The following is a 22,782-nucleotide window of genomic DNA, read 5'->3' as shown; positions in this document are numbered from 1 at the left end:
AGTTCCCAGTGATAAAACCAACGCCACGTATTTTATTTATCATCCCGTACTTCGGCCAATGGCCGTTCTGGATGCCGTTTTTTTTGCAAAGTTGTCGGCACAACCCTGATATTGACTGGCAGTTTTTCAGTGACTGTGGGGTACCTGAAAACCTGCCTGCCAACGTGACAGTCCAGACCATCAGTTTTGCTGATTATTGCCGCAAGGTCTCGCAGCGCCTGGAGATCAATTTCGCGCCCAAAAATGCCTACAAATTGTGCGATATCAAGCCCGCTCTGGGCTATATCCATGAAGACTGCCTGGAAGGCTATGACTTCTGGGCTTTTGGCGATATCGATCTGATCTACGGCGATTTGCGCAGTTATTTCACGGCGGAGCGTCTGGCCAGGTTTGATCTGTTTTCGACCCACGAGCGACGAGTGGCGGGGCATCTGTGCTTGATGCGCAATACACGCTGCAAGCTCGAACTGTTCAAGAAAATAGAGGGCTGGCAGCAGCGGTTTACCGACGATCAGCATCATGCGCTGGACGAAGGGGCTTTCAGTCGTATCTTCCTGTGGCGCAAGAATTTCCCCAAACCACTATTTGAACTGGTGGGCAAGTTCAATCCGCTTCGTCGTACCAGTGACTTTACCGAGGCCTTCAGCACGCCGGGTGGCTGCATAAAGTGGCATGACGGCACTGAAAACTTCCCGGCCAAGTGGTTCTGGAAGAATGGCATATTGAAGAATGATCGTGACGGCGATCATACCTTTCCGTACTTTCACTTCGTGTGCTGGAAGCGTAATGAGTGGGCGAAGTTGCCAACGCCCGATCCAGCTTCAATCCAGTGTCTGGCTGCAGAGCCCTCCTGGGTTATTGATGCCACCGGATTCCACCGGGGAGAGTTATGAAGCGTTCAAAGGTTTTGCAGTTGCAGCCCGATTACAACGTCAAATCCCATGACTTTGCCGACCTTGCCGAGCAGATCGTGCGCGCGCTGCCCAGCGAGCGCTATGAAATCACGGCGGCATTTTTGCGTGGTCGTCCGGGGCCGGGCGAACCAGTGAGCAAGGCCGATCATTCGGTGTATTTCGAGTTCAGCGACAAGTCGCTCAAGGGCATGCGTATCCGTGCCATGTGGGCGTTATACAAGTTCTGTCGTAAAGAGCAGTTCGATGTAGTGATTTGCAACCGCTTCAAGCCGGTGAACATGATGCTGCAACTCAACCGCTGGCTGAAAATCCCGTTGTGTGTGGGGATTTCCCACGGTTTTGGCGAGTACGACCGCTTTTACCGGCGCAGTCAGGCCAAACGCCTGATCGATAAAGCCTGGCGTTTTGTCGGCGTATCGCCTGCGGTCAAACAGTACTTGCTCGACTGCCAATGCGGTTTCACTGAGCAGAATACCTACGCCATTACCAATGCCATCGACATCGAGCAGGCCGAGGCTTTGCAGCTGCCACGCCAGCAGGCGCGCGAAAAGCTCGGCCTGGATCAGGATGTGCGGATGATTGGCGCGCTGGGTCGCCTGGTGCCGATCAAGGGCCATCGTTTTTTGCTGCAGGCTTTCGCCGCCCTGAAAGACAAATACCCCCAGGCGCAACTGGCAATTATTGGTGCTGGCCGCGAAGAGGCGCATTTGCGCGAGCAGATCGGGCAGTTGGGGCTTGAGGGGCGGGCACACCTGCTGGGCTTTCAGGAGAACGCACTGCAGTACGTTCGCGCCTTCGATATCTGGACCATGCCTTCGCTCGCTGAAGGCCTGGGGCTGGCGCTGCTGGAAGGCATGAGCGGGCATTTGCCGGTCATCGCTACCAATGTCCCGGCCATGTTGCCGTTGATTGAGGGGGCAGGCGGTCTGGCAGTCAAACCCAGTGACGTGGTGACACTGACCGCTGCGCTGGATGAATACCTGGCATTGCCGGATGCAGCACTGCAGGCCAAGGGCGAGCAGGCGTATCGTTACCTGCAGGAGCACCATGACATTGAGGTGTTCCGTCAGGAGTATCTGGACTTGATTGACTCTGGCTTGAGCCAGGCACGTAAGGATCACCCATGACAGACTCGCAGCCACTGGTAACGGTGATCATCGCTTCCTACAACCATGCTCCGTATATCGAGCAAAGCATCCAGAGCGTTCTGGATCAGACCTATCCCAATATCGAGTTGCTGGTTATCGATGATGGTTCGCCGGATGACAGCGTGGAGCGCATTCAGCGCCTGCAGCAAGCCCATGGTTTCGACTTTCGGGTACAGCAGAATCAGGGCCTGACCAACACCCTCAACGGCGCGATTGCCCGCGCCAAAGGCAGCCTGATTGTGCCGTTCGGTTCGGATGACATCATGATGCCGGACCGCATTGCAGTTCAGGTCGCCTACATGGACGGCAAGCCCGAAGTCGGTATTTGCGCGGGTAACATCGAGCTGATTGATGCCGAGGGCAATCTGTTCCCGGAAAAGCGCCAGCGCCGGGACGTACCGTTTCGCCGTCTCGATTTCGAAGACATGTTTCTTGAGCGCAAGCCTTATCCGCCGGCCCCGACCCTGATGATTCGTCGTGAGGCGCTGGACAAAGTGGGGGGGTTCGATCCGCAGATCCGCCTGGAAGACCTGTATATCGAGCTGAAGGTCACCCATGCCGGGTACTTCATTGATGGCTTGAACGTGGTGATGGCGCGCTATCGCAAGCACGCCACCAACTCGTACAAAAACCACCGGTTCATGATCGACAGCATTCTGAAAACCTACGCGTTATTCAGCGATCACCCGCTGTATGACCAGGTGCGGTACAAGTTTCTCAATTCCATGTTCCTGAAAACCGCCAATCGCAACCGGGCCCTGGCCCGGGAGCTGCTGGCTCAAATCCCGTTCCGGCACTGGACGGGCAAGACCTGGCGGGGCCTGGGGCGGCTGTATTTTTCGCCGCTGGAAAAAGACTAGGACCTGCCTGCAGGAATGAGCTGGCTCGCGAGCCTTTTCAACGACCGGATCTTGCGAACAAGCTCGCTCAGCAGGTCAGGCCTTGGCCCTGACCTGCGCGCGCTGGCGTAACCAGTCCACGACCTTTTTGCCGGCATTCATGCCGGGCTTCTCGATGTACAGGAAGGTCAGGCTGCTGACGATGATCAGCAGGCAACAACACAGCGCCCCCAGCATCACGAAGGTCAGTGGTTCTGTGGTATCGAACGGCAATATCAGTGGCGTACGCTGGATCATCAGCCAAATCAGGAAACCGTGCAGCAGATAGGTGCTGTAGCTGATTTCGCCCATCCAGCGAATGCTGCGCAGGGTCAGTGCGCCGAACAGCGTGTGGCCCGAGGCGATAATCGAGAACACCAGTGTCAGCAGCACCAGAGGCAGGAAGGCGAAGCTTTTCTGAAACTGGGTAATCACCAGCAGCAGCACAATCAGCGCAATGCCCCCCGCAAGAGGCGTCTTGCTCCAGGCCGCCAGCCTGGGCTGACGTACCCAATAGGCTGCTGCTACACCTCCCAGGAAACTCATGAGGAAGTGCTTCTTCAGCGAGTGTTCCCAGCCGACCAGCTGATACAGGGCGTAGATACCCAGCAGGCATAAAACGGTCTGCCTCCAGTTACGGCGGTACAGAAACACCATCCCGAACAGCGGCAGTGACATATAGAAGAACACTTCGTAGTTCAGGGTCCAGGTCACGTTCGAAATCAGAATGCCGGTCTGCGGGTACTGGTTGATGTCGGGCCGGTCGAAGATCAGCCAGCTCATGATCTGGCCGGCCACTTGCAGCGGGGCGTCCTTGAACGTCCAGTCCTGGATATAAAACACGCTGAAAATCACCAGCACCAGCAATGGCAAGTACAGCGGGTAGAGACGAAACACCCGCGACACGGCGAAGGCCAGCCAGTCGAAGTCGCGCCTCTTTTCCATGAGGCGCCCCCAGAACAGAAAGCCGGTGATCATAAAGAACAAGGCCACACTTGCCAGTCCGATCTGGGCGTAGAACTTGCTCTTGGGCACATCGAACACCCCGGTATGCAGAAATACCCAGATGATCGCCATGTGGTGAACGAACACCCCGAACGCCAGATAACCGCGCAAGCCATCGACGCTGGCATAGCGGCTTTGGCCTGGATGGCTGAGGAGGCGCTGGAGTGCCGGGAAATACCGCAGCAGTAGCCCGGAGGTGGCTATCGCCAGGGCATACGCCATCAGCGCCCAGAGAACGCTGTCGTTAGCCAGGCTCAAGTTTTGACCGCCCGGGAAAGCGCGGCAACCTGTACGCGCAAACCTTCCACAGCGCTCGGGGATGCCAGTGTGGCGTAGCCTTGCAGCAGCTCAGGGAGTTGCTCCTCGAACAGCCAGCGGCGGTCTTCAGGGTAACGTTGCATGTGGCGCAGATTTCTTTGGCGCAAGGCATTTCTCAGGGGGGAGGGGAAAATACGCATGTCTGCGATATCGATCAGCGCGAACTCGCCATCGTCCATCAGCAACACATTGCCCAGGTGCAAGGACCGGAAGTACACCCCCTTGTCATGCAACAGGGCCAGGAATTTGCCAAAACGTTCGACCAGCGCTTGCCGCACGGCGGGTGAGCCCATGGACTGCATGACCTGGCGCAGTGTTTGGCCTGGCAAAGGCTGATACAGCACGGCTGTGCTGCCGTCGTTGAGTTGGTACAGGTCGAGAATTGTTGGCGCCGGAATGCCCATAGCCTGCAAACGCTCGCTGTTTACGGCAAAGCGTTCCGAGTACGGATTGAAGCTGCCAGAGGTGTAGCAGCGACGCTCGCGGAACAGCTTGAGGAAGTTGCCGTTGTCCAGGCGCAGAACTTTAGGCCCCAGACCGTCTTCCTCAATGACCTGTGCATGGGCTTTCAAGGTGTTGAAAGCTGCGTCAGGTAGCCGGTGGACAGGCCGGTCACGCAGGGTTTTCAGGCGCCGATTGATGCTCAGGGCAGCGATCAGGGCCAGAGGGATCCACAGCAGATACCAGTGCTCTTTAGGTCTTGAAAGAATGCCGCCGCCCTCGGTCAGGCCGGCACCAATGCCGTACACCAGCCAGGCGGAAGCCAGGATGAACAGCGGTTGCACGCGATGACGCCAGCTGCTGTACAGCGCCCATGCCTGGATGAGCAGCCAGGGCACGAAGCCCAGAATGCCCACGTAGTAAATCACCCCCAGAGCGAAGTTGTGCGGCTCGCTAAAGGCGTAGCCGATGTCTGGCAGTTGCAGGGCCAGGGAGGCGTCAAAGCCATGGCCGGTCCAGGGCTTCAACTTGATTTGCTCCAGGGTCAATTGCCACAGATCAAAGCGAAACGAGCTGCCGCGGCTTAGCATCATTTCGGAGAACAGTGTCATAACCACAATGCCGCCCGCGGCCAGCATGCTGATCAGCGCCAGCGAGCGACGGTTCCAGCAAATGAAGCTCAGCCAGATCATGCCCAGGACTATGGCTGCCAGAGGCGTTCTTGAGCCCGTAGCGAGCAGGGACACGAACATGATGGCAAAGGCAGGTATTGCGATTAACAGGACATGCGGGCGTTTGCAGGTCATGGCCAGCGAGAGCCAGTAAATACAAAAGAACCCGAAGGCATGGGAGCTGAGCAGTGGATTGTCGAATGCACCAGCGCCGACCATCCGGGCTTGCGGGACGTAAGCCTGGGCAAACATGTACAGGTTATAAACAGTGGCGATCAAGGCAATCAGCGCGGCGCCGAAGAACACCGGCTGCAGGCTTTCACTGCGGTATTTGATCAGCAGTGAGCAGCCCAGAAACAGCATCAGCAGATGCAAGGGGGGCCTGAGCTCGTCGAGGAAGCTGTCGCTGGTGTCACTCCAGATCAGGCTGACCAGTGCCCATGCTGAAAACACAATGAAACCGAGAATGATGGGCTCGCGCAGGATTTCTTTCAGTTCCCGGGGGCGTAAAACGATCGCGATCAGGGTAGGGATACTGAAAAAAGCGTAATAAAGTTTGTGATGAAGGCTGCGTCCAGGCAAAAAATAAAGGTCGGATAACAGCAATAACAAGCCGATGGGCAGGAGCCATAGGCAAATAAAGTCAAATAACCGTTGTTTTGAATAACTTAAGTAGCTGAATTGCATGCGGTAAAATTCATTCCAGATTTTGGACAGCCATACTAGCGTAGTGGCCATTTAATGTCGTTTTTGCTACCCCTTGGGGCATCACCCCAACCGGCACGCAGTACACCAGAGAAGCTGTGATAAAGTCAGCATCCTTTTTTACTAACCGCCGCGTGATATGACTGAATCCAGCCCCAGCGAAAGCCAATCGAGCGTAAGAATCTATCTGCGTCTTTTAGGCTATGTCCGACCCTACATCGGCCTTTTCCTGCTGAGTATTGTCGGGTTCCTTATTTTCGCTTCGACTCAACCCATGCTTGGTTACATCCTCAAGTATTTCGTTGACGGCCTGTCGAACCCGGATGCGGTGTTGTTTCCCAGCGTCCCTTACCTGCGTGATTTACGTCTGCTGCAGGCCGTGCCGATACTGATTGTGTTGATTGCAGCATGGCAAGGCCTGGGCTCGTTTCTGGGTAACTACTTTCTGGCCAAGGTGTCCCTCGGCCTGGTGCATGACTTGCGGGTCCAGTTGTTCAACAACCTGCTGGTACTGCCCAACCGCTATTTCGACAAGCACAACTCCGGCCATCTGATCTCGCGCATTACCTTCAACGTGACGATGGTGACCGGGGCCGCCACTGATGCAATCAAGGTGGTTATCCGCGAAGGCATGACGGTGGTGTTCCTGTTCGCCTCGTTGCTGTGGATGAACTGGCGCCTGACCCTGGTGATGATCGCAATTTTGCCGCTGATTGCGGTGATGGTGAGTACCGCCAGTAAAAAATTCCGTAAACAGAGCAAGAAAATCCAGGTGGCAATGGGTGATGTAACCCACGTAGCGTCCGAGACCATCCAGGGTTATCGCGTCGTACGCAGCTTCGGCGGCGAGACCTACGAGCAGAAGCGCTTTCTGCAAGCCAGCCAGAGCAACACGGACAAGCAACTGCGCATGACCCGCACCGGCGCGATTTACACGCCGATGCTGCAACTGGTCATTTATATCGCCATGGGCATCCTGATGTTCCTGGTGCTCTACCTGCGTGGCGATGCCTCCGCGGGCGACATGATTGCCTACATCACCCTGGCCGGCTTGTTGCCCAAGCCGATTCGTCAGTTGTCGGAAGTCAGCTCCACCATCCAGAAAGGCGTGGCCGGGGCTGAAAGCATTTTCGAGCAGCTGGATGAAAAACCGGAAGTGGACACCGGAACCGTTGAGCGTGACCAGATTACGGGGCGTGTAGAGGTGCGTAACCTCAACTTCACTTACCCGGACACTGACCGCCAAGTGCTCAAGAATGTATCGTTCATCGCCGAACCCGGGCAGATGGTGGCTCTGGTCGGGCGTTCCGGTAGCGGCAAGTCGACACTGGCGAACCTGATTCCGCGCTTCTATCACCACTCCTCGGGCGAAATTCTGCTCGACGGGGTAGAGATTGAACAATATCGCTTGCTCAACCTGCGCCGCCATATCGCCCAGGTAACCCAGCACGTGACCCTGTTCAGCGACACCGTTGCCAACAATATTGCCTATGGCGACCTGGCCGGTGCACCCCGGGCCGATATCGAAAAGGCCGCGCGCGATGCTTACGCGATGGACTTCATCGAGCAGCTGCCGCAAGGCCTGGACACCCAGGTCGGTGAAAACGGCGTGCTGCTTTCCGGCGGTCAGCGTCAGCGTCTGGCAATTGCCCGGGCACTGCTCAAAAACGCCCCGGTGCTGATTCTCGATGAAGCGACCTCGGCTCTCGATACCGAGTCCGAGCGCCATATTCAGGCGGCACTGGATCACGTCATGAAGGGCCGCACCACGCTGGTGATTGCCCATCGTCTGTCAACGATTGAAAAAGCCGACATGATCCTGGTCATGGATCAGGGCGAAATCGTCGAACGTGGTACCCATACACAGTTGCTGGCGCAAAACGGTTACTACGCCCGACTGCACTCGATGGGGCTCGATGCCCCGCAGACCTCCGGCGATATCGCCTAGGGTCATCCTGATTTATGGGCGCCGGCCAGCCGGCGCCCATAAATATGCCTAAGGGCGATCAGGGTTTGTAGCCCTCGCCTGATTCTCATTCGCTGCATTAATACCGTGAACTGACCTGGGTTCACCCTGTGTTAATATCGCGCCTCTGTTCATTTTGTATGTGGGTTCTCCATGAAGTTGTCCATGCCGCGATTCGATCAAGCCCCTGTCTTGGTGGTAGGCGATGTCATGCTCGACCGTTATTGGCATGGCGGAACCTCGCGGATTTCCCCTGAGGCGCCAGTGCCGGTGGTCAAGGTTGAGCAAATCGAAGACCGTCCGGGCGGTGCTGCCAACGTTGCCTTGAACATTGCCGCTCTGGGCGCGCCGGCATCTCTGGTCGGTGTGACCGGCGATGACGAAGCTGCCGACAGCCTGGCCAATAGCCTCAAGGGCGCAGGCGTACGCGCACTGTTCCAGCGCATCGCGCACCAGCCGACCATCGTCAAGCTGCGGGTCATGAGCCGCCACCAGCAACTGCTGCGTATCGACTTCGAAGAACCGTTCGCCACCGACGCGCAGGCGTTGGGGGCCGAGGTGGAAAATCTCCTTGAAGGCATCAAGGTGCTGGTGCTGTCCGACTACGGCAAAGGCGCATTGAAAAACCACCAGGTATTGATCCAGGCCGCGCGTGCCCGGGGCATCCCGGTGCTGGCCGATCCCAAGGGCAAGGACTTCTCGATCTACCGGGGTGCGAGCCTGATCACGCCCAACCTCAGCGAGTTTGAAACCATCGTTGGCGGTTGCGCCGATGAGGCCGATCTGGTGGCCAAAGGCGCCAAATTGATGGCTGACCTGGACCTCGGCGCCTTGCTGGTAACCCGCGGCGAACACGGCATGACCCTGTTGCGTCCGGGCTTTGCGGCCATGCACCTGCCGGCCCGCGCCCGCGAAGTGTTCGACGTGACGGGAGCCGGTGACACGGTTATCTCTACCCTGGCGGCGGCCATTGCCGCGGGTGAAGAACTGCCCCACGCTGTGGCGCTGGCCAATCTGGCTGCCGGGATTGTGGTTGGCAAGCTGGGGACGGCTGCCATCAGTGCTCCGGAGTTGCGGCGCGCGATCCAGCGCGAAGAGGGTTCCGAGCGCGGTGTGCTGAAACTCGATCAGCTGCTGCTGGCCATCGACGATGCCCGGGCCCACAACGAGAAAATAGTGTTCACCAACGGCTGCTTCGACATTTTGCATGCCGGCCACGTGACTTATCTGGAGCAGGCGCGGGCGCAGGGCGATCGTCTGATCGTTGCAGTCAACGACGATGCTTCGGTGAGCCGCCTGAAAGGCCCGGGGCGTCCGATCAACAGCGTTGACCGGCGCATGGCGGTACTGGCCGGTCTGGGCGCGGTGGACTGGGTGATCAGCTTTCCTGAAGCGACCCCTGAAAACCTGCTGGCTCAGGTCAAGCCGGACGTGCTGGTAAAAGGCGGTGACTACGGGATCGACCAGGTCGTGGGTGCCGATATCGTGACGTCTTATGGCGGCACCGTGAAAGTGCTGGGGCTGGTTGAAAACAGTTCGACCACGGCGATTGTCGATAAAATCCGCGGTCAGTAATGATCCCGTCTCTGCAAGAGTGAGCTTGCTCGCGATCTTTTGATCTTGAAAAAGCTTGCTCCTGCAGTGTCATGCCTTGCTCTTCACCACCTTCCTGAATATCTGCCGTGCCTTGCCGGTCAGGCTTTTTAGTCTCGACTCCTTGCCCGGCACGCTCAAACCTTGCTGCACGAGCCAGTCCTTCCAGCGAATGCGCTCATCACTCACCACCCAGCCTTCTTGACGGGCAAAACTCTCGGCCAGATACAGGCCGCGGGTGCTGGCGCTGTGCAGACGATCCTTGTGCAGGGTGTAGAGCTCGGCACAGGGCTGGCCGTCAGTCAGCGGCATCAGGTACAGGTCTGCACGTTTGCGGTCGAGTCGCGCCACTAGCTGGTCGCCCTCCAACCGTTCGTCGACGTGGAACAGGCTCAGTGACTTGGCTTCCTTGGGCACTTCCAGGCGCAGGTCGTAAATCAGCTGCAGCGATGCCGTCGGCAAGTGCACGTAGGCCCTGGGGCGCTCGATCAATGGCTGACTGCCACAGCGAACCGGGCGAGCCGCGCCGGACAAGGGCGTGAGACGAAAGGGCAGGGCCTCTCGGTAATGCAGGGCGCTGGCGTAAGGCGCGGGCAGCCATGTTTCGTTGAAGCGCCCGCTGAGCCAGCCTTCCGGGGTTTCCAGCAAGCACTCTTCGGCAATCTCCTGGATGGCTGTGTGCAGGGGCAGGCTGACCTCGTGGGCAGGCACGTAGCCCGAGATCAGTTTGAGCACTACGTCGCCACGATCCTGGCGCCGCTGGCGCACCAGCACCCAGTAATCGCGGCCTTGCCAGTTCAGCGTCAGGCGGACGGAGACCCCGAGGTTGGCCAGTTCCAGGGAAAATCGCTGATTGTCGGCGACGTTCACCGGGCGGCGTTTTTGCAAGGTTTGCGCAAAGTTCAGGGGTCTGCCGATGGTCTGGTAGCTCAAGCCTTCGGGCGTGGCTTCGACAAACAACGGCAGGGTTTTAAAGTCGCTGGGGTTTTTGCGAATCAGCGAACGCGGCATGTCGGCTCCTTCTTGCGTCGGGGTCGGCCGCGTCGGCGGCTTTAGAGGTTACGCAGAACCTGGGCAACGGTTGCCACGTTATGGGCCAAGTGCAGCGGATTGATGGTGCCGACAATAGCACTGGCAACCCCGGGATGGCCAAATACCAGTTCGAAGCTGGCGCGTACCGGATCAACCCCGGGACTGAGGCAAACATGACCGCTGGCCAGGGCTTTTTTAACCAGAATCGCTTTGCCGTGGGCTGCCGCGTAATCGATGACCGGGCGTTCGGCCTGTTCGTTGAGGTTGTAGGTGACCATCGCGCAGTCGCCGGTTTCCAGGGCTTTGAGCCCGCCCTCGACGGTTTTTCCCGACAGGCCGAAACCGCGGATCTTACCTTCGCGCTTCAACTCGGCCAGGGTCTCGTAGACCTGGGCTTCGTTGAGGATAGCAAGGTCATTGCCATCCGAATGCACGAGGACCAGATCGATAAAATCCGTTTCCAGACGTTGCAGGCTGCGTTCAACCGAGCGCCGGGTATGTGCGGCACTGAAGTCGTGATGTGATACGCCGTTATCGAACTCTTCGCCGACCTTGCTGACAATCACCCAGTCTTGACGCTGACCCCGCAACAACGGGCCCAGACGCTCTTCACTGCGGCCATAGGCGGGGGCGGTGTCGATCAGGTTGATACCCAGGTCCTGACTCAGCTTGAGCAGCATTTTCGCTTCGCCATCATCCGGGATCTTGAAACCGCTGGGGTATTTCACCCCTTGGTCACGTCCCAGTTTGACAGTGCCGAGCCCCAGCGGTGAAACCATCAGGCCGGTACTGCCCAGCGGGCGGTGGAACGGGTGCAGGGTTGGCTGGCTCATGGCAACAGTTGCTCCCATGGGGTTTGAGCCAATGGCGGGCGCACAAATTCGGGAAGTACAGGGGCATTGCCTGGCTGGATACCGTCGTTGTGCAGTGCGGTGATGACCCGGTCCGAGAAGTCGGGTGCCAGTGCCAGCTTGGTCGGCCAGCCAACCAGCAAGCGACCCTGGTCGGCGAGGAAGGCGTTGTCCGGACGTACCAGTCCGGACTGTGCAGGCTCTGCCCGGTTGACCCGCAGCGTGGCCCATTGCGCCTGGCTCAGATCGACCCACGGCAGCAAATTGCCCAGTTCTTTTTGCGCCACGGCGATTTGTTCGGCCGGTGTGCGGGCCACTCCATCGGCCTCGGCAATGTCACCGCCCAGGTACCAGACCCACTCGCCATTGGCTGCCGGATGGGTGGTCACGGTAATCCGTGGCTTGGGGCCGCCGCCCAGACAGTGGGCGTACAGCGGTTTGAGGCTCGGGCCTTTGACCAGCACCATGTGCAGCGGCCGCAATTGTTGCGCGGGTACGCTGATCCCGGCACTGGCCAGTAGTTCGGCATTGCCGGCTCCGGCACTGAAAACGATGCGTTGGGCATGGATCTCGCGCCCGTCGATCCGTAGTCCGATCAGTTCTTCGTTGGCAAACACAGGCTCAATATTCTGGCCAGACAGCAAACCGTCGCCGCCCAGTTCGGCCAGGCGTTCAATCAGGCTGGGGACATCGACCACCAGTTCGGCCAACCGGTACACCTTGCCCTTGAATCGCGGGTCTTGCAGGGCCGGCGGCAGTTGATCGCCTTTGACTTGATCAACACGACCGCGCACGGCTTTGCTGGCAAAGAAGCTGGTGAGATTGCCGGCCAGGGTGCCGGGTGACCACAGGTAGTGGGCTTCGGAGAGCAAGCGTACCCCGGTCAAATCCAGCTCGCCGGTACCGGCAAGGGCTTCGCGCCAGCGGCGGGGCATATCGGCAATGGCTTCAGAGGCGCCGGTCAGCGCGCCATGTAACGCGTACTTGGCACCGCCGTGGATGATGCCCTGGGACTTTACGGTCTGTGCGCCGCCCAGGGTCCGGCTCTCGACCAGTACCGTAGAAAAGCCCTGGCGGCGCAGGCGGGCATTGAGCCAGAGGCCAGCAACACCAGCGCCGACAATCAGTACGTCGGTGGAAATAACGGATGGCATGGTCGACCTCAGCGTTCAAAGACAAGGCCGGGAGTATACAGGCTGATCCGCACTCTGACTTTTAGTGGGCGTTGAGGATTTATGGGGGCTTGGGTCTGACTTGTCGAGCGACTACAGGGTAACGGGCGGATTAGTGCCCCGCTGTTTTCGAAAACAGCTGGATCACCACCACCCCGAGCACGATCAGACCCATGCCGAGCATGGCCGGCACGTCGAGTTTCTGGCCATAGATAAACAGCGCGGCGATGCTCACCAGCACGATTCCCAGGCCTGCCCATACGGCATAGGCCACACCCACCGGGATAGTACGCACCACCAGGGTCAGCATCCAGAATGCGGTGGCGTAACCGGCAATCACCAGAATCAGTGGCAACGGCGTGCTGAAACCTTTGATCGCCTTCATGGAAACGGTGGCGATCACTTCGGCGCAGATGGCGATGGCCAGGTAGTAGTAGGCGTTCATGGTGGAGTCCTGAGGAGTAATGCGGGGCAATTTAACAGTAAGCCATTCTAGAGAGTGTAAAAGTGTATTGCGTTTTGATTACGACAGATCCGCCAGACATCTCGACATGACCGGGTCCGCGGGTGCCATCATGGGTAATACTTTTTCAAGTAAACTCTGTGCCCATGAATAGAACTCTCTACACCTTGCTGTTTCATCTGGGGCTGCCTCTGGTGGCGATTCGCTTGTGGCTGCGGGCGCGCAAGGCGCCGGCCTATGCCAAGCGTGTGGGCGAGCGCTTCGCGCTGAACTTTCCGCTGCTGCAGCCGGGCGGGATTTGGGTGCACGCCGTGTCTGTGGGCGAGAGTATCGCTGCCGCACCGATGATCCGGGCGTTGCTCAAGCGTTATCCACAGTTGCCCATTACCGTAACGTGCATGACCCCCACCGGGTCCGAGCGGATCAAAGCCTTGTTCGCCGACGAACCGCGGATCCAGCATTGCTACCTGCCTTACGATTTGCCCTGGGCGGCGGCGCGCTTTCTGGATCGGGTACAGCCGGTACTGGCGGTGATCATGGAAACCGAACTGTGGCCCAACCACATACACCAGTGCGCCCGGCGCGGCATTCCGGTGGCGCTGGCCAATGCCCGGCTCTCAGCCCGTTCGGCCAAGGGCTATGCACGGTTTGCCAAACTGACCCGGCCAATGCTCGAGGAAATGAGCCTGATCGCGGTCCAGACAGCGACCGAAGCCGAGCGTTTCCGTGCATTGGGCGCCCGCCCTGAATGTGTGGAAGTGACAGGTTCAATCAAGTTTGACCTGAGCATCGATCCGCAATTGCTGATCAAGGCCGGCGAACTGCGTGAACACTGGCAAGCACAAAGCCGCCCGGTGTGGATTGCTGCCAGCACCCATGAAGGCGAAGACGCGATTGTGCTCGCGGCCCATCGTCAATTGCTGTCCAGCCATCCCGATGCCCTGCTGATTCTGGTACCGCGTCACCCGGAGCGCTTCAACTCGGTGTTCGAACTGTGCCGGCGCGAGGGTTTCGCCACCGTGCGCCGCTCAAGTGGCGAGCAGGTGGGTGCCGGGGTGCAGGTGCTGTTGGGCGACACCATGGGCGAGTTGCTGTTTTTGTATGCGCTGGCCGACAGTGCGTTTGTCGGCGGCAGTCTGGTCGCCAATGGCGGGCACAACCTGCTGGAGCCGGCGGCCCTGGCCAAACCGGTATTGAGCGGTCCGCATCTGTTCAACTTCCTCGAAATCGCCGTGCTGTTGCGCGAGGCCGGGGCACTGGAAGAGGTGGATGACGCGCAAGGACTGGCGGTTGCGTTACAGCGCCTGTTTGAACTGCCCCAGGACGCGCAGCGCATGGGCGAAGCCGGATTGAAGGTGATGCAGGCCAATCAGGGCGCGCTGCAGCGCCTGCTGGATGGCCTGGGACGACTTCTCAAGATTTGATCCGGGGCTGGCCTGCAACCTTGCGGTTGCAGGCGGTTGTTCAATTGCCCGGTGAGCGCATATTGGCTTCGGCGGCCTGGGCCAGGTCCGGTGGCAGGAAGTCCTTGTCCGGGTTGTAGTCAGGCTTCAGATAGCGCGACAGCGCTTCGAGATCCCCCGGGTTCAAGGTGCCCGCAGCCTGTTTGAGCCGCAGGTTGTCGAGGATGTAGTCATAGCGCGAATTGTTGTAATCGCGCACCGAGGTATAGAGCTGGCGCTGGGCATCGAGCACGTCGACGATGTTGCGCGTGCCTACCTGATAACCGATTTCTGTGGCTTCCAGCGCACTCTGGTTGGAGATGATCGACTGTTTGCGCGCTTGTACCTGCTCGACATCGGTATTGACCGCGCGGTGCAGGTTGCGGGTGTTTTCGACCACCTGGCGGCGCATCGATTCACGCTGCTGTTCGGTCTGGTTCAAGCGCGAATAGGATTCGCGCACTTGCGAGCTGGTCAGGCCGCCGCTGTAGATCGGGATGTTGAGCTGCAAGCCGATGCTGCGTTGCGACACATCCCCGCTGTAGCGCTGCTGCAGCGCATTCGGGTTGCTCAGGCCAAAACCGTCGTTGTCGCCGGTTTTGTATTGCGCTACCGCATCCAGGGTCGGCGCGTGACCGGCCTTGCGCTGCTTGAGGGTTTCTTCGGCAGCTGCCACCGCGAAGTTGCTGGCCAGCAGATTGAGGTTTTGCTGGGCTGCGGTATCGACCCAGGCCTTGGCGTCATTTGGCGTCGGCGGCAGGATCGGCAGGGTGTGACGCATGCCTTCAATCGAGTTGTACTGGCGGTTGGTCAGGGTGATCAAGGCTTCAAACGCATCCGCCACCTGGCGCTGTGCCAGGAGCCGGTTGGCCCGTGCCGTGTCATAGCTGGCCTGGGATTGCAGCACGTCGGTCTTGTCCGACAGGCCCACGTCAAAGCGCTCGCGCGATTGATCCAGCTGGCGCTTGAACGCGGCTTCTTCAGCCTTGGTCGAGGCCAGCGTGTCCTGGGCGCGCAGTACCGAGAAGTACGACTCGGCGGTTTGCAGGATCAGGTTCTGCTCGGTGGCCGACAGTTGCAGGGCAGCCTGTTCGTTGACGGATTCGGCGGCTTTTAACTGGAACCAGCGGTCAGCGCGAAAAATCGGCTGCGCCAGTGTGGCCTGATACACCACGGCACTGCGGGTGGTGGTCAGCGATGGCTGGTCAATGGAAGTGCGCACGTTGCTCGACTCGGCACCCCCCGACAGGTTGGGCAGCAAGCCGGCACGGGCCTGGGGTACGACTTCCTTGCGGGCATCGTAATCGGCGCGGGCAGCTGCCAGATCGGCGTTGTTGTCGACCGCTTCGTGGTAGACGCTGACCAGCCCGTTCTGACTGGATAGCGGGGCTTGTGTATCCAGCGCCATTGCGTTGGTCGCCCAGGACACGGCGATAGCCAGTGAAAGTTTGCGCAGCATGAGCGATCCCTAGTTCAATAATGCGAAAAATAAAGGCCCGAGGCCGTGCTCCGACGCTCGTGGTTTCAAGACGTAGCGAGTGTAGTGGTGGTGGCATCTTGCAACAATGCCGTTATAGCGCCTTTCATCACGCGGTTCATATCGGGTTGGCGTTCTGCGTCACTCTTCAATAGACTGGCCGGGTTCTTGTCGGGGTGCCTTGCTATGAGGCTGAGATCGAATAATTTCGGATCCCGTTGAACCTGATCAGGTTAACGCCTGCGTAGGGAACAAGATTTCTCGTCTCCCGGCGAGTCCTCTTGAGTGCCGTCCGGGATCGATTGTTCAATAAATGATCAATCGTTCGAGGTCGCCACTCAGCATCCAGTCCTTGGGTGCATCCGTGCTTTTTTCAGGTTCTACCTCCGACAATCCGCCTGGATGCAGTCTGGAGAGCCGTGATGAGTACAAAACCAAAAAACGCGATCAATCTCAGTGATTCGGCCAAGGTCGATGAACAATCGGTCAAGCCGTTTACCCGATCACAAAAAGTCTACGTACAGGGCTCGCGCCCGGACATTCTGGTGCCGATGCGTGAAGTCAGCCTGGATGTCACGCCCACTGATTTTGGCGGCGAAATCAACGCGCCGGTATTGATCTACGACACCTCGGGCCCGTATACCGATCCGTCTGTGCAGATCGACGTGCGCAAAGGCCTGGGCGACGTGCGCTCGGCGTGGATCGATGACCGTGGCGACACTGAACGCCTGGCGGGCCTGAGCTCCAATTTCGGGCAGATGCGTCTCGACGATGCAGAACTGACCAAGCTGCGTTTTGCCCACGTGAAAAATCCGCGTCGGGCCAGGGCCGGGGCCAACGTCAGCCAGATGCACTATGCGCGTCGGGGCATCATTACCGCCGAGATGGAATACGTCGCCATCCGCGAAAACATGAAGTTGCAAGAAGCCCGGGCTGCCGGTCTGCTGGATCAGCAGCACCCGGGCCACAGTTTTGGCGCCAGCATCCCGAAAGAAATCACTGCCGAGTTCGTGCGCGAAGAGATCGCCCGCGGGCGCGCCATCATCCCGGCCAACATTAACCACGTTGAGCTGGAACCGATGATTATCGGGCGTAATTTCCTGGTGAAAATCAACGGCAACATCGGCAACAGTGCGCTGGGCTCCTCCATTGAAGAAGAAGTGGCCAAGCTGACCTGGGGCATTCGCTGGGGTTCGGACACGGTCATGGACCTGTCCACCGGCAAACATATTCACGAAACCCGCGAGTGGATCATCCGCAACTCGCCGGTGCCGATCGGTACCGTGCCGATTTATCAGGCGCTGGAGAAGGTCAACGGCGCGGCCGAAGACCTGACCTGGGAGTTGTTCCGCGACACCCTGATCGAACAGGCCGAGCAGGGTGTCGACTACTTCACCATTCACGCCGGCGTGTTGTTGCGCTATGTGCCGTTGACCGCCAAGCGCGTGACCGGGATTGTCTCGCGCGGTGGTTCGATCATGGCCAAGTGGTGCCTGGCGCACCACAAAGAAAACTTCCTCTATACCCATTTCGACGAAATCTGCGAAATCATGAAGGCCTACGACGTCAGCTTCTCGCTGGGCGATGGCCTGCGTCCGGGCTCGATCGCCGACGCCAACGATGCAGCACAGTTCGGTGAGCTGGAAACCCTCGGTGAACTGACCAAAATCGCCTGGAAACACGACGTGCAGTGCATGATCGAAGGGCCGGGCCACGTGCCGATGCAACTGATCAAGGAGAACATGGACAAGCAGCTGGAGTGCTGTGACGAGGCGCCGTTCTACACTCTGGGCCCGCTGACCACCGATATTGCGCCGGGTTACGACCACATCACTTCGGGCATCGGCGCAGCCATGATCGGCTGGTTCGGTTGCGCCATGCTTTGTTACGTCACACCCAAGGAACACCTGGGGTTGCCGAACAAGGATGACGTGAAGACCGGGATCATCACTTATAAGATCGCGGCCCACGCTGCCGACCTGGCCAAGGGTCATCCGGGGGCGCAAATCCGCGACAACGCCTTGAGCAAGGCGCGCTTTGAATTCCGTTGGGAGGATCAGTTCAACCTTGGTCTGGACCCGGACACGGCCCGTTCTTACCACGACGAAACCCTGCCCAAGGATTCGGCCAAGGTCGCGCATTTCTGTTCCATGTGCGGGCCAAAATTCTGCTCGATGAAAATCACCCAGGAAGTGCGCATCTACGCCGCCAATCAGCGCATTGAAACGGTGGATGCAGAAGTCGCCCAGGGCCTGGCGGAGCAGGCCGAGCGCTTCAAGCAGAAAGGCAGCCAGCTGTACAAAAAAGTCTGATCTAAACCCCGAGTCGCCGGCAAGCCGGCTCCCACAATGATTGCGCCGATATTGTGCGAGCCGGTTTGCCGGCGATTGCGAGCGTAAAAAACCAACGTCCCTTCGAGATTCATTCCTTGAACACACCCAGCACCTATTCCCCTGACATTGCGGTACCCGGTGACAAGCGCGTGTTCGGCGCCCGTGATCTGTTCTCCCTGTGGTTCTCCCTCGGCATTGGCCTGATGGTGTTGCAGACCGGCGCGTTACTGGCGCCGGGCCTGGGTCTTTCAGGGTCATTGCTGGCGATTTTCCTCGGCACCCTGGTGGGCGTGGCCCTGCTGGCTTCGGTCGGGGTGATCGGCAGCGATACCGGACTGTCCTCCATGGCTGCCCTCAAACTCAGCCTCGGCACCCGGGGTGCCATGCTCCCGGCCATGCTCAACGTGTTGCAACTGATCGGCTGGGGCTCGTTTGAAATCATCGTGATGCGTGATGCCGCAAGCTTGCTGGGCGCCCGCGCTTTCGGCGAAGGCAGCCTGTTGACCAGCCCGATGCTGTGGACCCTGTTATTTGGTGCCCTGGCCACCTTGCTCGCGGTTAGCGGACCGCTGACTTTTGTGCGCAAGGTGCTGCGTAAGTGGGGCATCTGGCTGCTGCTGGCGGCGTGTCTGTGGCTGACCTGGAACCTGTTCGCCAAAGCTGATCTGCCTGCCCTGTGGGCGCAAAAGGGTGACGGGTCGCTGCCGTTCGCACTGGGCTTTGACATTGCCATCGCCATGCCGCTGTCGTGGCTGCCGTTGATCGCCGACTATTCGCGCTTTGGCAAGCGCGCCAGAAATGTGTTCGGCGGCACCGCGCTGGGCTTTTTTATTGGCAACTTCTGGTTGATGAGTCTGGGGGTGGCCTACACGCTGGCGTTCGCTCCGAGTGGCGAAGTCAATGCGTTGCTATTGGCGCTGGCGGGTGCGGGGCTGGGGATTCCGTTGTTGCTGATCTTGCTCGACGAGTCCGAAAACGCCTTTGCCGACATTCATTCGGCGGCAGTCTCCGGCGGGATTTTGTCGCAGGTCAAAGTTGAGCATCTGGCGCTGACCATTGGTGTGATCTGCACCCTGATCGCCTGTTTCGCGCCGTTGGCGCAGTACCAGAACTTCTTGCTGCTGATCGGCTCGGTGTTCGCGCCGCTGTTTGGCGTGGTGCTGGTGGATCACTTCATTTTGCGCAAACGCAGTGCCCGGGTTTCGGTCTCATTATTTCGCTGGTCGACTTTGCTGGCCTGGGGCGGCGGGGTGCTGACCTATCATCTGCTGGCGAATCTGTTTGCGGATGTGGGGGCGACCTTGCCGGCCTTGTTGCTGGCCGGGCTGCTGCAGTGGGTGCTGGGACGTAACAGAGTCTGAAGCAGCAAGCTGCAAGCCATAAGCTGCAGCTTGCGAGCAAGCTAGCTCCTGCAGTGGACGGGGGTTAGCCGCGAGCCGGGAACCACTCAGGTTTCAGAATGCCGTTCAGGCGCGAGTAGGGGATCTTCAACTCGACATGCCCTTCGGAGTACGGCGCAATGCTGTACACGTCGTACTTGAGGACGACGTTGTCCTTGAGCAGTGCCACGTTCGGCGTTGTCTGGAACGGCCAGTTCTTCACGTATTCCGGGTCGTTGCCGAAATGGCTGCTGATCAGCCAGTTGTTGTGCGCCACTTTGGCGGCGCCCCAAAAGGCTTGCTCCTGTCCCGGCAGCAGCATGTCCTGCAGGGTGACTTCCTTCTGCTGTTTGGTGGAGTAGTTGATAAAGCCGCGTCCCGGCATGCCATGGGCGCCGCCGGTGTCCAGATAACTGGACAGTTCAACTATCACCAGACCGTCATGCTGCTCGCGTACTTTTGCCTGCAAGTAGGTGCTGTTGCGGCTGTCCGCGGTGCGCAAGAACTGCTCGCGGTAGGCATTGAGCGAAGGCGCCAGTTTTGCATCGGGCGAATCCACAGTCATTTTCAACAAGCGGTTTTCGATCAGGGCATCGAGTTTCGGGGCGTCTGCAAAGTGCGCGGTCTCGATGTTTACCAGTGGGCACTCATCGCCGCTGCATCCGGCCTTGACTTGCTCGGAAGCGTCCACAGTAAAGGCCAGCGGTTTTGGCGCGGACGGCTGGAATACGCTCTGGCAGGCACCCAGGGTCAGGGCGATACAAGTCATGGAGGCAAATTTCAAAAGCGACATGGTCGTCCTTCATCAACGAAAGAAAGGTGGAATTATGGTGGTTCGACTGCCAACAAGGGAGTCGGTTCGCCACTAAGCTCAACAGTGTCAATTAGAGAGGGTTTGCAGGCGATCCGTCTATCCCCGCGTCATAAAAGGGGCTGCATCCTTGACCGCAGGCGCGTTAGGATGCCCGATGCCGTGGGGCAACCCCGGAGAAATTCGCCAGCAGAGGTTTTCCATGACTGATATCACCAAGGCTACGCCAAGCGCCACAGAGATCATAAAACGCGAAGAGTGTTTTAAGGGTTTCTACCAGCTTGACCGCGTACACCTGCGCCATGAATTGTTTGCTGGCGGCATGAGCCCTGAGATCAGTCGCGAAGTATTTGTCCGGCACGATGCCGTGTGTGTGCTGCCCTATGATCCGCAGCGCGATGAAGTGGTGCTGATCGAGCAGTTCCGGGTCGGGGCCATGGGCAAGGCCGAGACTCCCTGGCTGATCGAACTGGTCGCCGGGCTCATCGACAAGGCCGAAGTGCCTGAAGAAGTCGCCCATCGCGAAGGTGAAGAAGAAGCGGGGCTGAAGTTCTCGTCTTTGTGGCCGATCACCCGTTACTTTCCGTCCCCGGGCGGCAGTACCGAGTTTGTGCATTTGTATCTGGGCCGTTGCAGCTCCGAAGGGGTTGGCGGATTGCACGGGCTGGAAGAAGAAGCTGAAGATATTCGGGTAACGGTCTGGGCCTATGAAGATGCCTTGCAAGCCGTACGCGATGGCCGTATTTCCAATGCAGCGAGCATTATTGCCCTGCAATGGCTGGCGCTTAACCGCGCTGAAGTGAGGGGGTTATGGTTGTAATTGCGCGTCGTGAACGATACCGGGTCGACCTGATTGGCTTGCAGGCTGCCTGCGAAGCCAACTACGCACGTTTGATGCGGTTGCTGCCCGATATGCGTGAGCAACCGGTTGCACGGCGGATCGCCGTGACCCAGGGTGACCAGATGCTCGGGGTGCTGACCCTTGAGGTGATTCAGGACTGCCCCTACACCAGCACGTTGCGGGTACGGCAGGAACACAGCCTGCCGTGGCTGCCGGTACCCGAACTGCAGGTTCAGGTGTACCACGATGCGCGCATGGCTGAGGTGATTGCGGCCGAGCATGCGCGGCGTTTTCGCAGTATTTACCCGTACCCCAACGTGGCCATGCACCAGCCCGACGAGAAAGCCCAGCTCAATATATTTTTGGGTGAGTGGCTGAGCCATTGTCTGGCATGCGGGCATGAATACGCGGAAGTCCGTTAGACGTACTAATTTGTAGAAGCGGGCTGGCTCGCGATCTTTGCCCCACGACAGCTGGCGAGCAAGCGCGCTCCTGCCACACAACCCTTTCTCCCGGGAGATTCACCTTGCCGAGTGTATCCACGCTGACCACCGAAGACCCGGTGCTGCTGGTGCAGTTGACCGACAGCCATTTGTTTGCCGATGCCGAGGGTTCACTGCTGGGGCTCAGGACCGCAGACAGCCTGCAGCAGGTCATCGATCTGGTTCGCGGCGAACAGCCGCAGGTCGATTTACTGTTGGGCACCGGTGATCTGGCCCAGGACGGCAGCATTGCGGCTTACCAGCGTTTTCGGCAATTGACCGGGTCGCTGTGCGCCAAAGCGCGCTGGATTCCCGGCAATCATGACAATCTGCCCCATATGCGCGAAGCCGCCGTGCAAAGCCGTTTGCTGGACCCGGTGGTTGATCTGGGCAATTGGCGCATCACATTGCTGCATTCGAACGTGGAGCAAAAGAGCCAGGGTTATCTGCAAGACAGTCAGCTGCAGTTGCTGGCGCAATCCTTGAGCGAAGCGCCGGACCGTCATCATCTGATCTGCCTGCACCACCATCCGGTGCCGGTGGGCTGTGAATGGATTGAACCGATCGGGCTGTGCAACGCCGGTGAGTTCTGGAAGGTCATCGATCGTTATCCACAGGTCCGTGGCGTACTTTGGGGGCACGTGCATCAGGCGTTCGATCAGCAGCGCAACGGCGTCAGGTTGCTGGCCTCACCCTCGACCTGCATCCAGTTCGCCCCCGGCAGCGCGGATTTCAAGGTCAGCAGTGAGGCGCCGGGTTATCGCTGGTTGCGCCTGCAGCCTGATGGCACTTTGCAAACCGGGGTGTCACGCGTCACTGACTTCGTCTTTGAACCCGATTACAGCGCCAACAATTACTGA

Annotated in this window: 19 protein-coding genes and 1 riboswitch; of the genes, 11 read left to right on the top strand and 8 right to left on the bottom strand. The window is 58.9% G+C overall.

What is annotated here, in order from left to right:
* The first annotated feature begins 8 nt into the window (after positions 1–8).
* Genes JQ848_RS20670 through JQ848_RS20660 form a run of 3 tightly spaced genes read left to right on the top strand, consistent with a single transcriptional unit; the run spans position 9 to position 2,922 of the window.
* Complete coding sequence (locus JQ848_RS20670) at positions 9–893, top strand: DUF6625 family protein (RefSeq protein WP_029612535.1); 885 nt, start codon at positions 9–11, stop codon at positions 891–893.
* A complete protein-coding gene (locus JQ848_RS20665; RefSeq protein ID WP_202211087.1) occupies positions 890–2,041 on the top strand; it encodes a glycosyltransferase in 1,152 nt (383 codons plus the stop codon). The genes JQ848_RS20670 and JQ848_RS20665 overlap by 4 nt, the downstream gene beginning before the upstream one ends.
* On the top strand, positions 2,038–2,922 hold the full coding sequence (locus tag JQ848_RS20660; RefSeq protein ID WP_127195728.1) for a glycosyltransferase: 885 nt from the start codon (positions 2,038–2,040) through the stop codon (positions 2,920–2,922). Before JQ848_RS20665 ends, JQ848_RS20660 begins: the two co-directional genes overlap by 4 nt.
* 75 nt (positions 2,923–2,997) lie before the next feature.
* Here the strand turns inward: JQ848_RS20660 and JQ848_RS20655 are convergent, their stop codons facing one another.
* Both JQ848_RS20655 and JQ848_RS20650 read right to left on the bottom strand, forming a co-directional pair.
* The gene (locus JQ848_RS20655) at positions 2,998–4,203 is read right to left on the bottom strand and encodes an acyltransferase family protein (protein WP_202211086.1); all 1,206 of its coding nucleotides are present in this window, start codon (positions 4,201–4,203) and stop codon (positions 2,998–3,000) included.
* Positions 4,200–6,062, bottom strand: a complete 1,863-nt coding sequence (locus JQ848_RS20650; RefSeq protein WP_178105528.1) for a bifunctional O-antigen ligase/aminoglycoside phosphotransferase family protein — start codon at positions 6,060–6,062, stop codon at positions 4,200–4,202. The genes JQ848_RS20655 and JQ848_RS20650 overlap by 4 nt, the downstream gene beginning before the upstream one ends.
* Positions 6,063–6,219: 157 nt before the next feature.
* Between JQ848_RS20650 and msbA the strand changes: the two genes are divergently transcribed.
* Positions 6,220–8,028 (top strand): lipid A export permease/ATP-binding protein MsbA, encoded by a 1,809-nt coding sequence (msbA, locus tag JQ848_RS20645; protein ID WP_003438945.1) that lies wholly within the window; start codon positions 6,220–6,222, stop codon positions 8,026–8,028.
* Positions 8,029–8,199: 171 nt separating this feature from the next.
* Positions 8,200–9,621: a bifunctional D-glycero-beta-D-manno-heptose-7-phosphate kinase/D-glycero-beta-D-manno-heptose 1-phosphate adenylyltransferase HldE gene (hldE, locus tag JQ848_RS20640; protein WP_003438946.1), complete on the top strand. Its 1,422-nt coding sequence runs from the start codon at positions 8,200–8,202 to the stop codon at positions 9,619–9,621.
* 69 nt (positions 9,622–9,690) lie between these two features.
* Here the strand turns inward: hldE and JQ848_RS20635 are convergent, their stop codons facing one another.
* From JQ848_RS20635 to JQ848_RS20620, 4 genes are all read right to left on the bottom strand, one after another.
* Positions 9,691–10,650, bottom strand: a complete 960-nt coding sequence (locus JQ848_RS20635) for a hypothetical protein (protein WP_003438949.1) — start codon at positions 10,648–10,650, stop codon at positions 9,691–9,693.
* Positions 10,651–10,691: 41 nt separating this feature from the next.
* Entirely contained in the window at positions 10,692–11,504 is an 813-nt protein-coding gene (locus tag JQ848_RS20630) for an aldo/keto reductase (RefSeq protein ID WP_003438950.1), read from the bottom strand.
* Entirely contained in the window at positions 11,501–12,676 is a 1,176-nt protein-coding gene (locus tag JQ848_RS20625; RefSeq protein WP_202211085.1) for an NAD(P)/FAD-dependent oxidoreductase, read from the bottom strand. The genes JQ848_RS20630 and JQ848_RS20625 overlap by 4 nt, the downstream gene beginning before the upstream one ends.
* A gap of 130 nt (positions 12,677–12,806) precedes the next feature.
* Positions 12,807–13,139, bottom strand: a complete 333-nt coding sequence (locus tag JQ848_RS20620; protein ID WP_003438955.1) for a DMT family transporter — start codon at positions 13,137–13,139, stop codon at positions 12,807–12,809.
* Between the two features lie 164 nt (positions 13,140–13,303).
* Between JQ848_RS20620 and waaA the strand changes: the two genes are divergently transcribed.
* Positions 13,304–14,581, top strand: coding sequence for a lipid IV(A) 3-deoxy-D-manno-octulosonic acid transferase (gene waaA / locus JQ848_RS20615; RefSeq protein ID WP_003438958.1), 1,278 nt, complete (start codon positions 13,304–13,306; stop codon positions 14,579–14,581).
* 40 nt (positions 14,582–14,621) lie between these two features.
* Here waaA and JQ848_RS20610 read toward each other — a convergent pair whose 3' ends face one another.
* Positions 14,622–16,058 (bottom strand): TolC family outer membrane protein, encoded by a 1,437-nt coding sequence (locus JQ848_RS20610; RefSeq protein ID WP_003438959.1) that lies wholly within the window; start codon positions 16,056–16,058, stop codon positions 14,622–14,624.
* A gap of 180 nt (positions 16,059–16,238) precedes the next feature.
* Positions 16,239–16,344, top strand: a riboswitch (TPP riboswitch).
* Positions 16,345–16,498: 154 nt separating this feature from the next.
* On the opposite strand from JQ848_RS20610, the gene thiC reads away from it, so the two are divergent.
* Together thiC and cytX are read left to right on the top strand one after the other, a co-directional pair.
* Positions 16,499–18,388, top strand: coding sequence for a phosphomethylpyrimidine synthase ThiC (thiC, locus tag JQ848_RS20605; protein ID WP_202211084.1), 1,890 nt, complete (start codon positions 16,499–16,501; stop codon positions 18,386–18,388).
* Between the two features lie 116 nt (positions 18,389–18,504).
* The gene (cytX, locus tag JQ848_RS20600; protein WP_037001306.1) at positions 18,505–19,770 is read left to right on the top strand and encodes a putative hydroxymethylpyrimidine transporter CytX; all 1,266 of its coding nucleotides are present in this window, start codon (positions 18,505–18,507) and stop codon (positions 19,768–19,770) included.
* Positions 19,771–19,834: 64 nt separating this feature from the next.
* On the opposite strand, the gene JQ848_RS20595 is transcribed toward cytX, so the two are convergent.
* Positions 19,835–20,581 (bottom strand): RsiV family protein, encoded by a 747-nt coding sequence (locus JQ848_RS20595; protein WP_003438965.1) that lies wholly within the window; start codon positions 20,579–20,581, stop codon positions 19,835–19,837.
* Between the two features lie 220 nt (positions 20,582–20,801).
* Here JQ848_RS20595 and JQ848_RS20590 point away from each other — a divergent pair, with 220 nt between their 5' ends.
* The 3 genes from JQ848_RS20590 to cpdA all read left to right on the top strand — a co-directional run bounded on the left by JQ848_RS20590 (position 20,802) and on the right by cpdA (position 22,782).
* The gene (locus tag JQ848_RS20590; protein ID WP_003438967.1) at positions 20,802–21,419 is read left to right on the top strand and encodes an NUDIX domain-containing protein; all 618 of its coding nucleotides are present in this window, start codon (positions 20,802–20,804) and stop codon (positions 21,417–21,419) included.
* On the top strand, positions 21,410–21,862 hold the full coding sequence (locus JQ848_RS20585; RefSeq protein ID WP_003438969.1) for a DUF1249 domain-containing protein: 453 nt from the start codon (positions 21,410–21,412) through the stop codon (positions 21,860–21,862). The genes JQ848_RS20590 and JQ848_RS20585 overlap by 10 nt, the downstream gene beginning before the upstream one ends.
* A gap of 104 nt (positions 21,863–21,966) precedes the next feature.
* Positions 21,967–22,782, top strand: coding sequence for a 3',5'-cyclic-AMP phosphodiesterase (cpdA, locus tag JQ848_RS20580; protein WP_003438971.1), 816 nt, complete (start codon positions 21,967–21,969; stop codon positions 22,780–22,782).

It is taken from the genome of Pseudomonas paraversuta, from assembly GCF_904067025.1.
GTDB lineage: Bacteria > Pseudomonadota > Gammaproteobacteria > Pseudomonadales > Pseudomonadaceae > Aquipseudomonas > Aquipseudomonas paraversuta.
The sequence above is the reverse complement of the archived record's forward strand: the minus strand, read 5'-3'. Positions and strand labels throughout refer to the sequence as shown.

Coding starts and splice junctions, on each gene's coding strand:
- JQ848_RS20665 (WP_202211087.1), top strand. CDS start 890: ATGAAGCGTTCAAAGGTTTTGCAGTTGCAGCCCGATTACAACGTCAAA.
- JQ848_RS20660 (WP_127195728.1), top strand. CDS start 2,038: ATGACAGACTCGCAGCCACTGGTAACGGTGATCATCGCTTCCTACAAC.
- JQ848_RS20650 (WP_178105528.1), bottom strand. CDS start 6,062: ATGCAATTCAGCTACTTAAGTTATTCAAAACAACGGTTATTTGACTTT.
- msbA (WP_003438945.1), top strand. CDS start 6,220: ATGACTGAATCCAGCCCCAGCGAAAGCCAATCGAGCGTAAGAATCTAT.
- hldE (WP_003438946.1), top strand. CDS start 8,200: ATGAAGTTGTCCATGCCGCGATTCGATCAAGCCCCTGTCTTGGTGGTA.
- JQ848_RS20635 (WP_003438949.1), bottom strand. CDS start 10,650: ATGCCGCGTTCGCTGATTCGCAAAAACCCCAGCGACTTTAAAACCCTG.
- JQ848_RS20630 (WP_003438950.1), bottom strand. CDS start 11,504: ATGAGCCAGCCAACCCTGCACCCGTTCCACCGCCCGCTGGGCAGTACC.
- JQ848_RS20625 (WP_202211085.1), bottom strand. CDS start 12,676: ATGCCATCCGTTATTTCCACCGACGTACTGATTGTCGGCGCTGGTGTT.
- JQ848_RS20620 (WP_003438955.1), bottom strand. CDS start 13,139: ATGAACGCCTACTACTACCTGGCCATCGCCATCTGCGCCGAAGTGATC.
- waaA (WP_003438958.1), top strand. CDS start 13,304: ATGAATAGAACTCTCTACACCTTGCTGTTTCATCTGGGGCTGCCTCTG.
- JQ848_RS20610 (WP_003438959.1), bottom strand. CDS start 16,058: ATGCTGCGCAAACTTTCACTGGCTATCGCCGTGTCCTGGGCGACCAAC.
- thiC (WP_202211084.1), top strand. CDS start 16,499: ATGAGTACAAAACCAAAAAACGCGATCAATCTCAGTGATTCGGCCAAG.
- JQ848_RS20595 (WP_003438965.1), bottom strand. CDS start 20,581: ATGTCGCTTTTGAAATTTGCCTCCATGACTTGTATCGCCCTGACCCTG.
- JQ848_RS20590 (WP_003438967.1), top strand. CDS start 20,802: ATGACTGATATCACCAAGGCTACGCCAAGCGCCACAGAGATCATAAAA.
- JQ848_RS20585 (WP_003438969.1), top strand. CDS start 21,410: ATGGTTGTAATTGCGCGTCGTGAACGATACCGGGTCGACCTGATTGGC.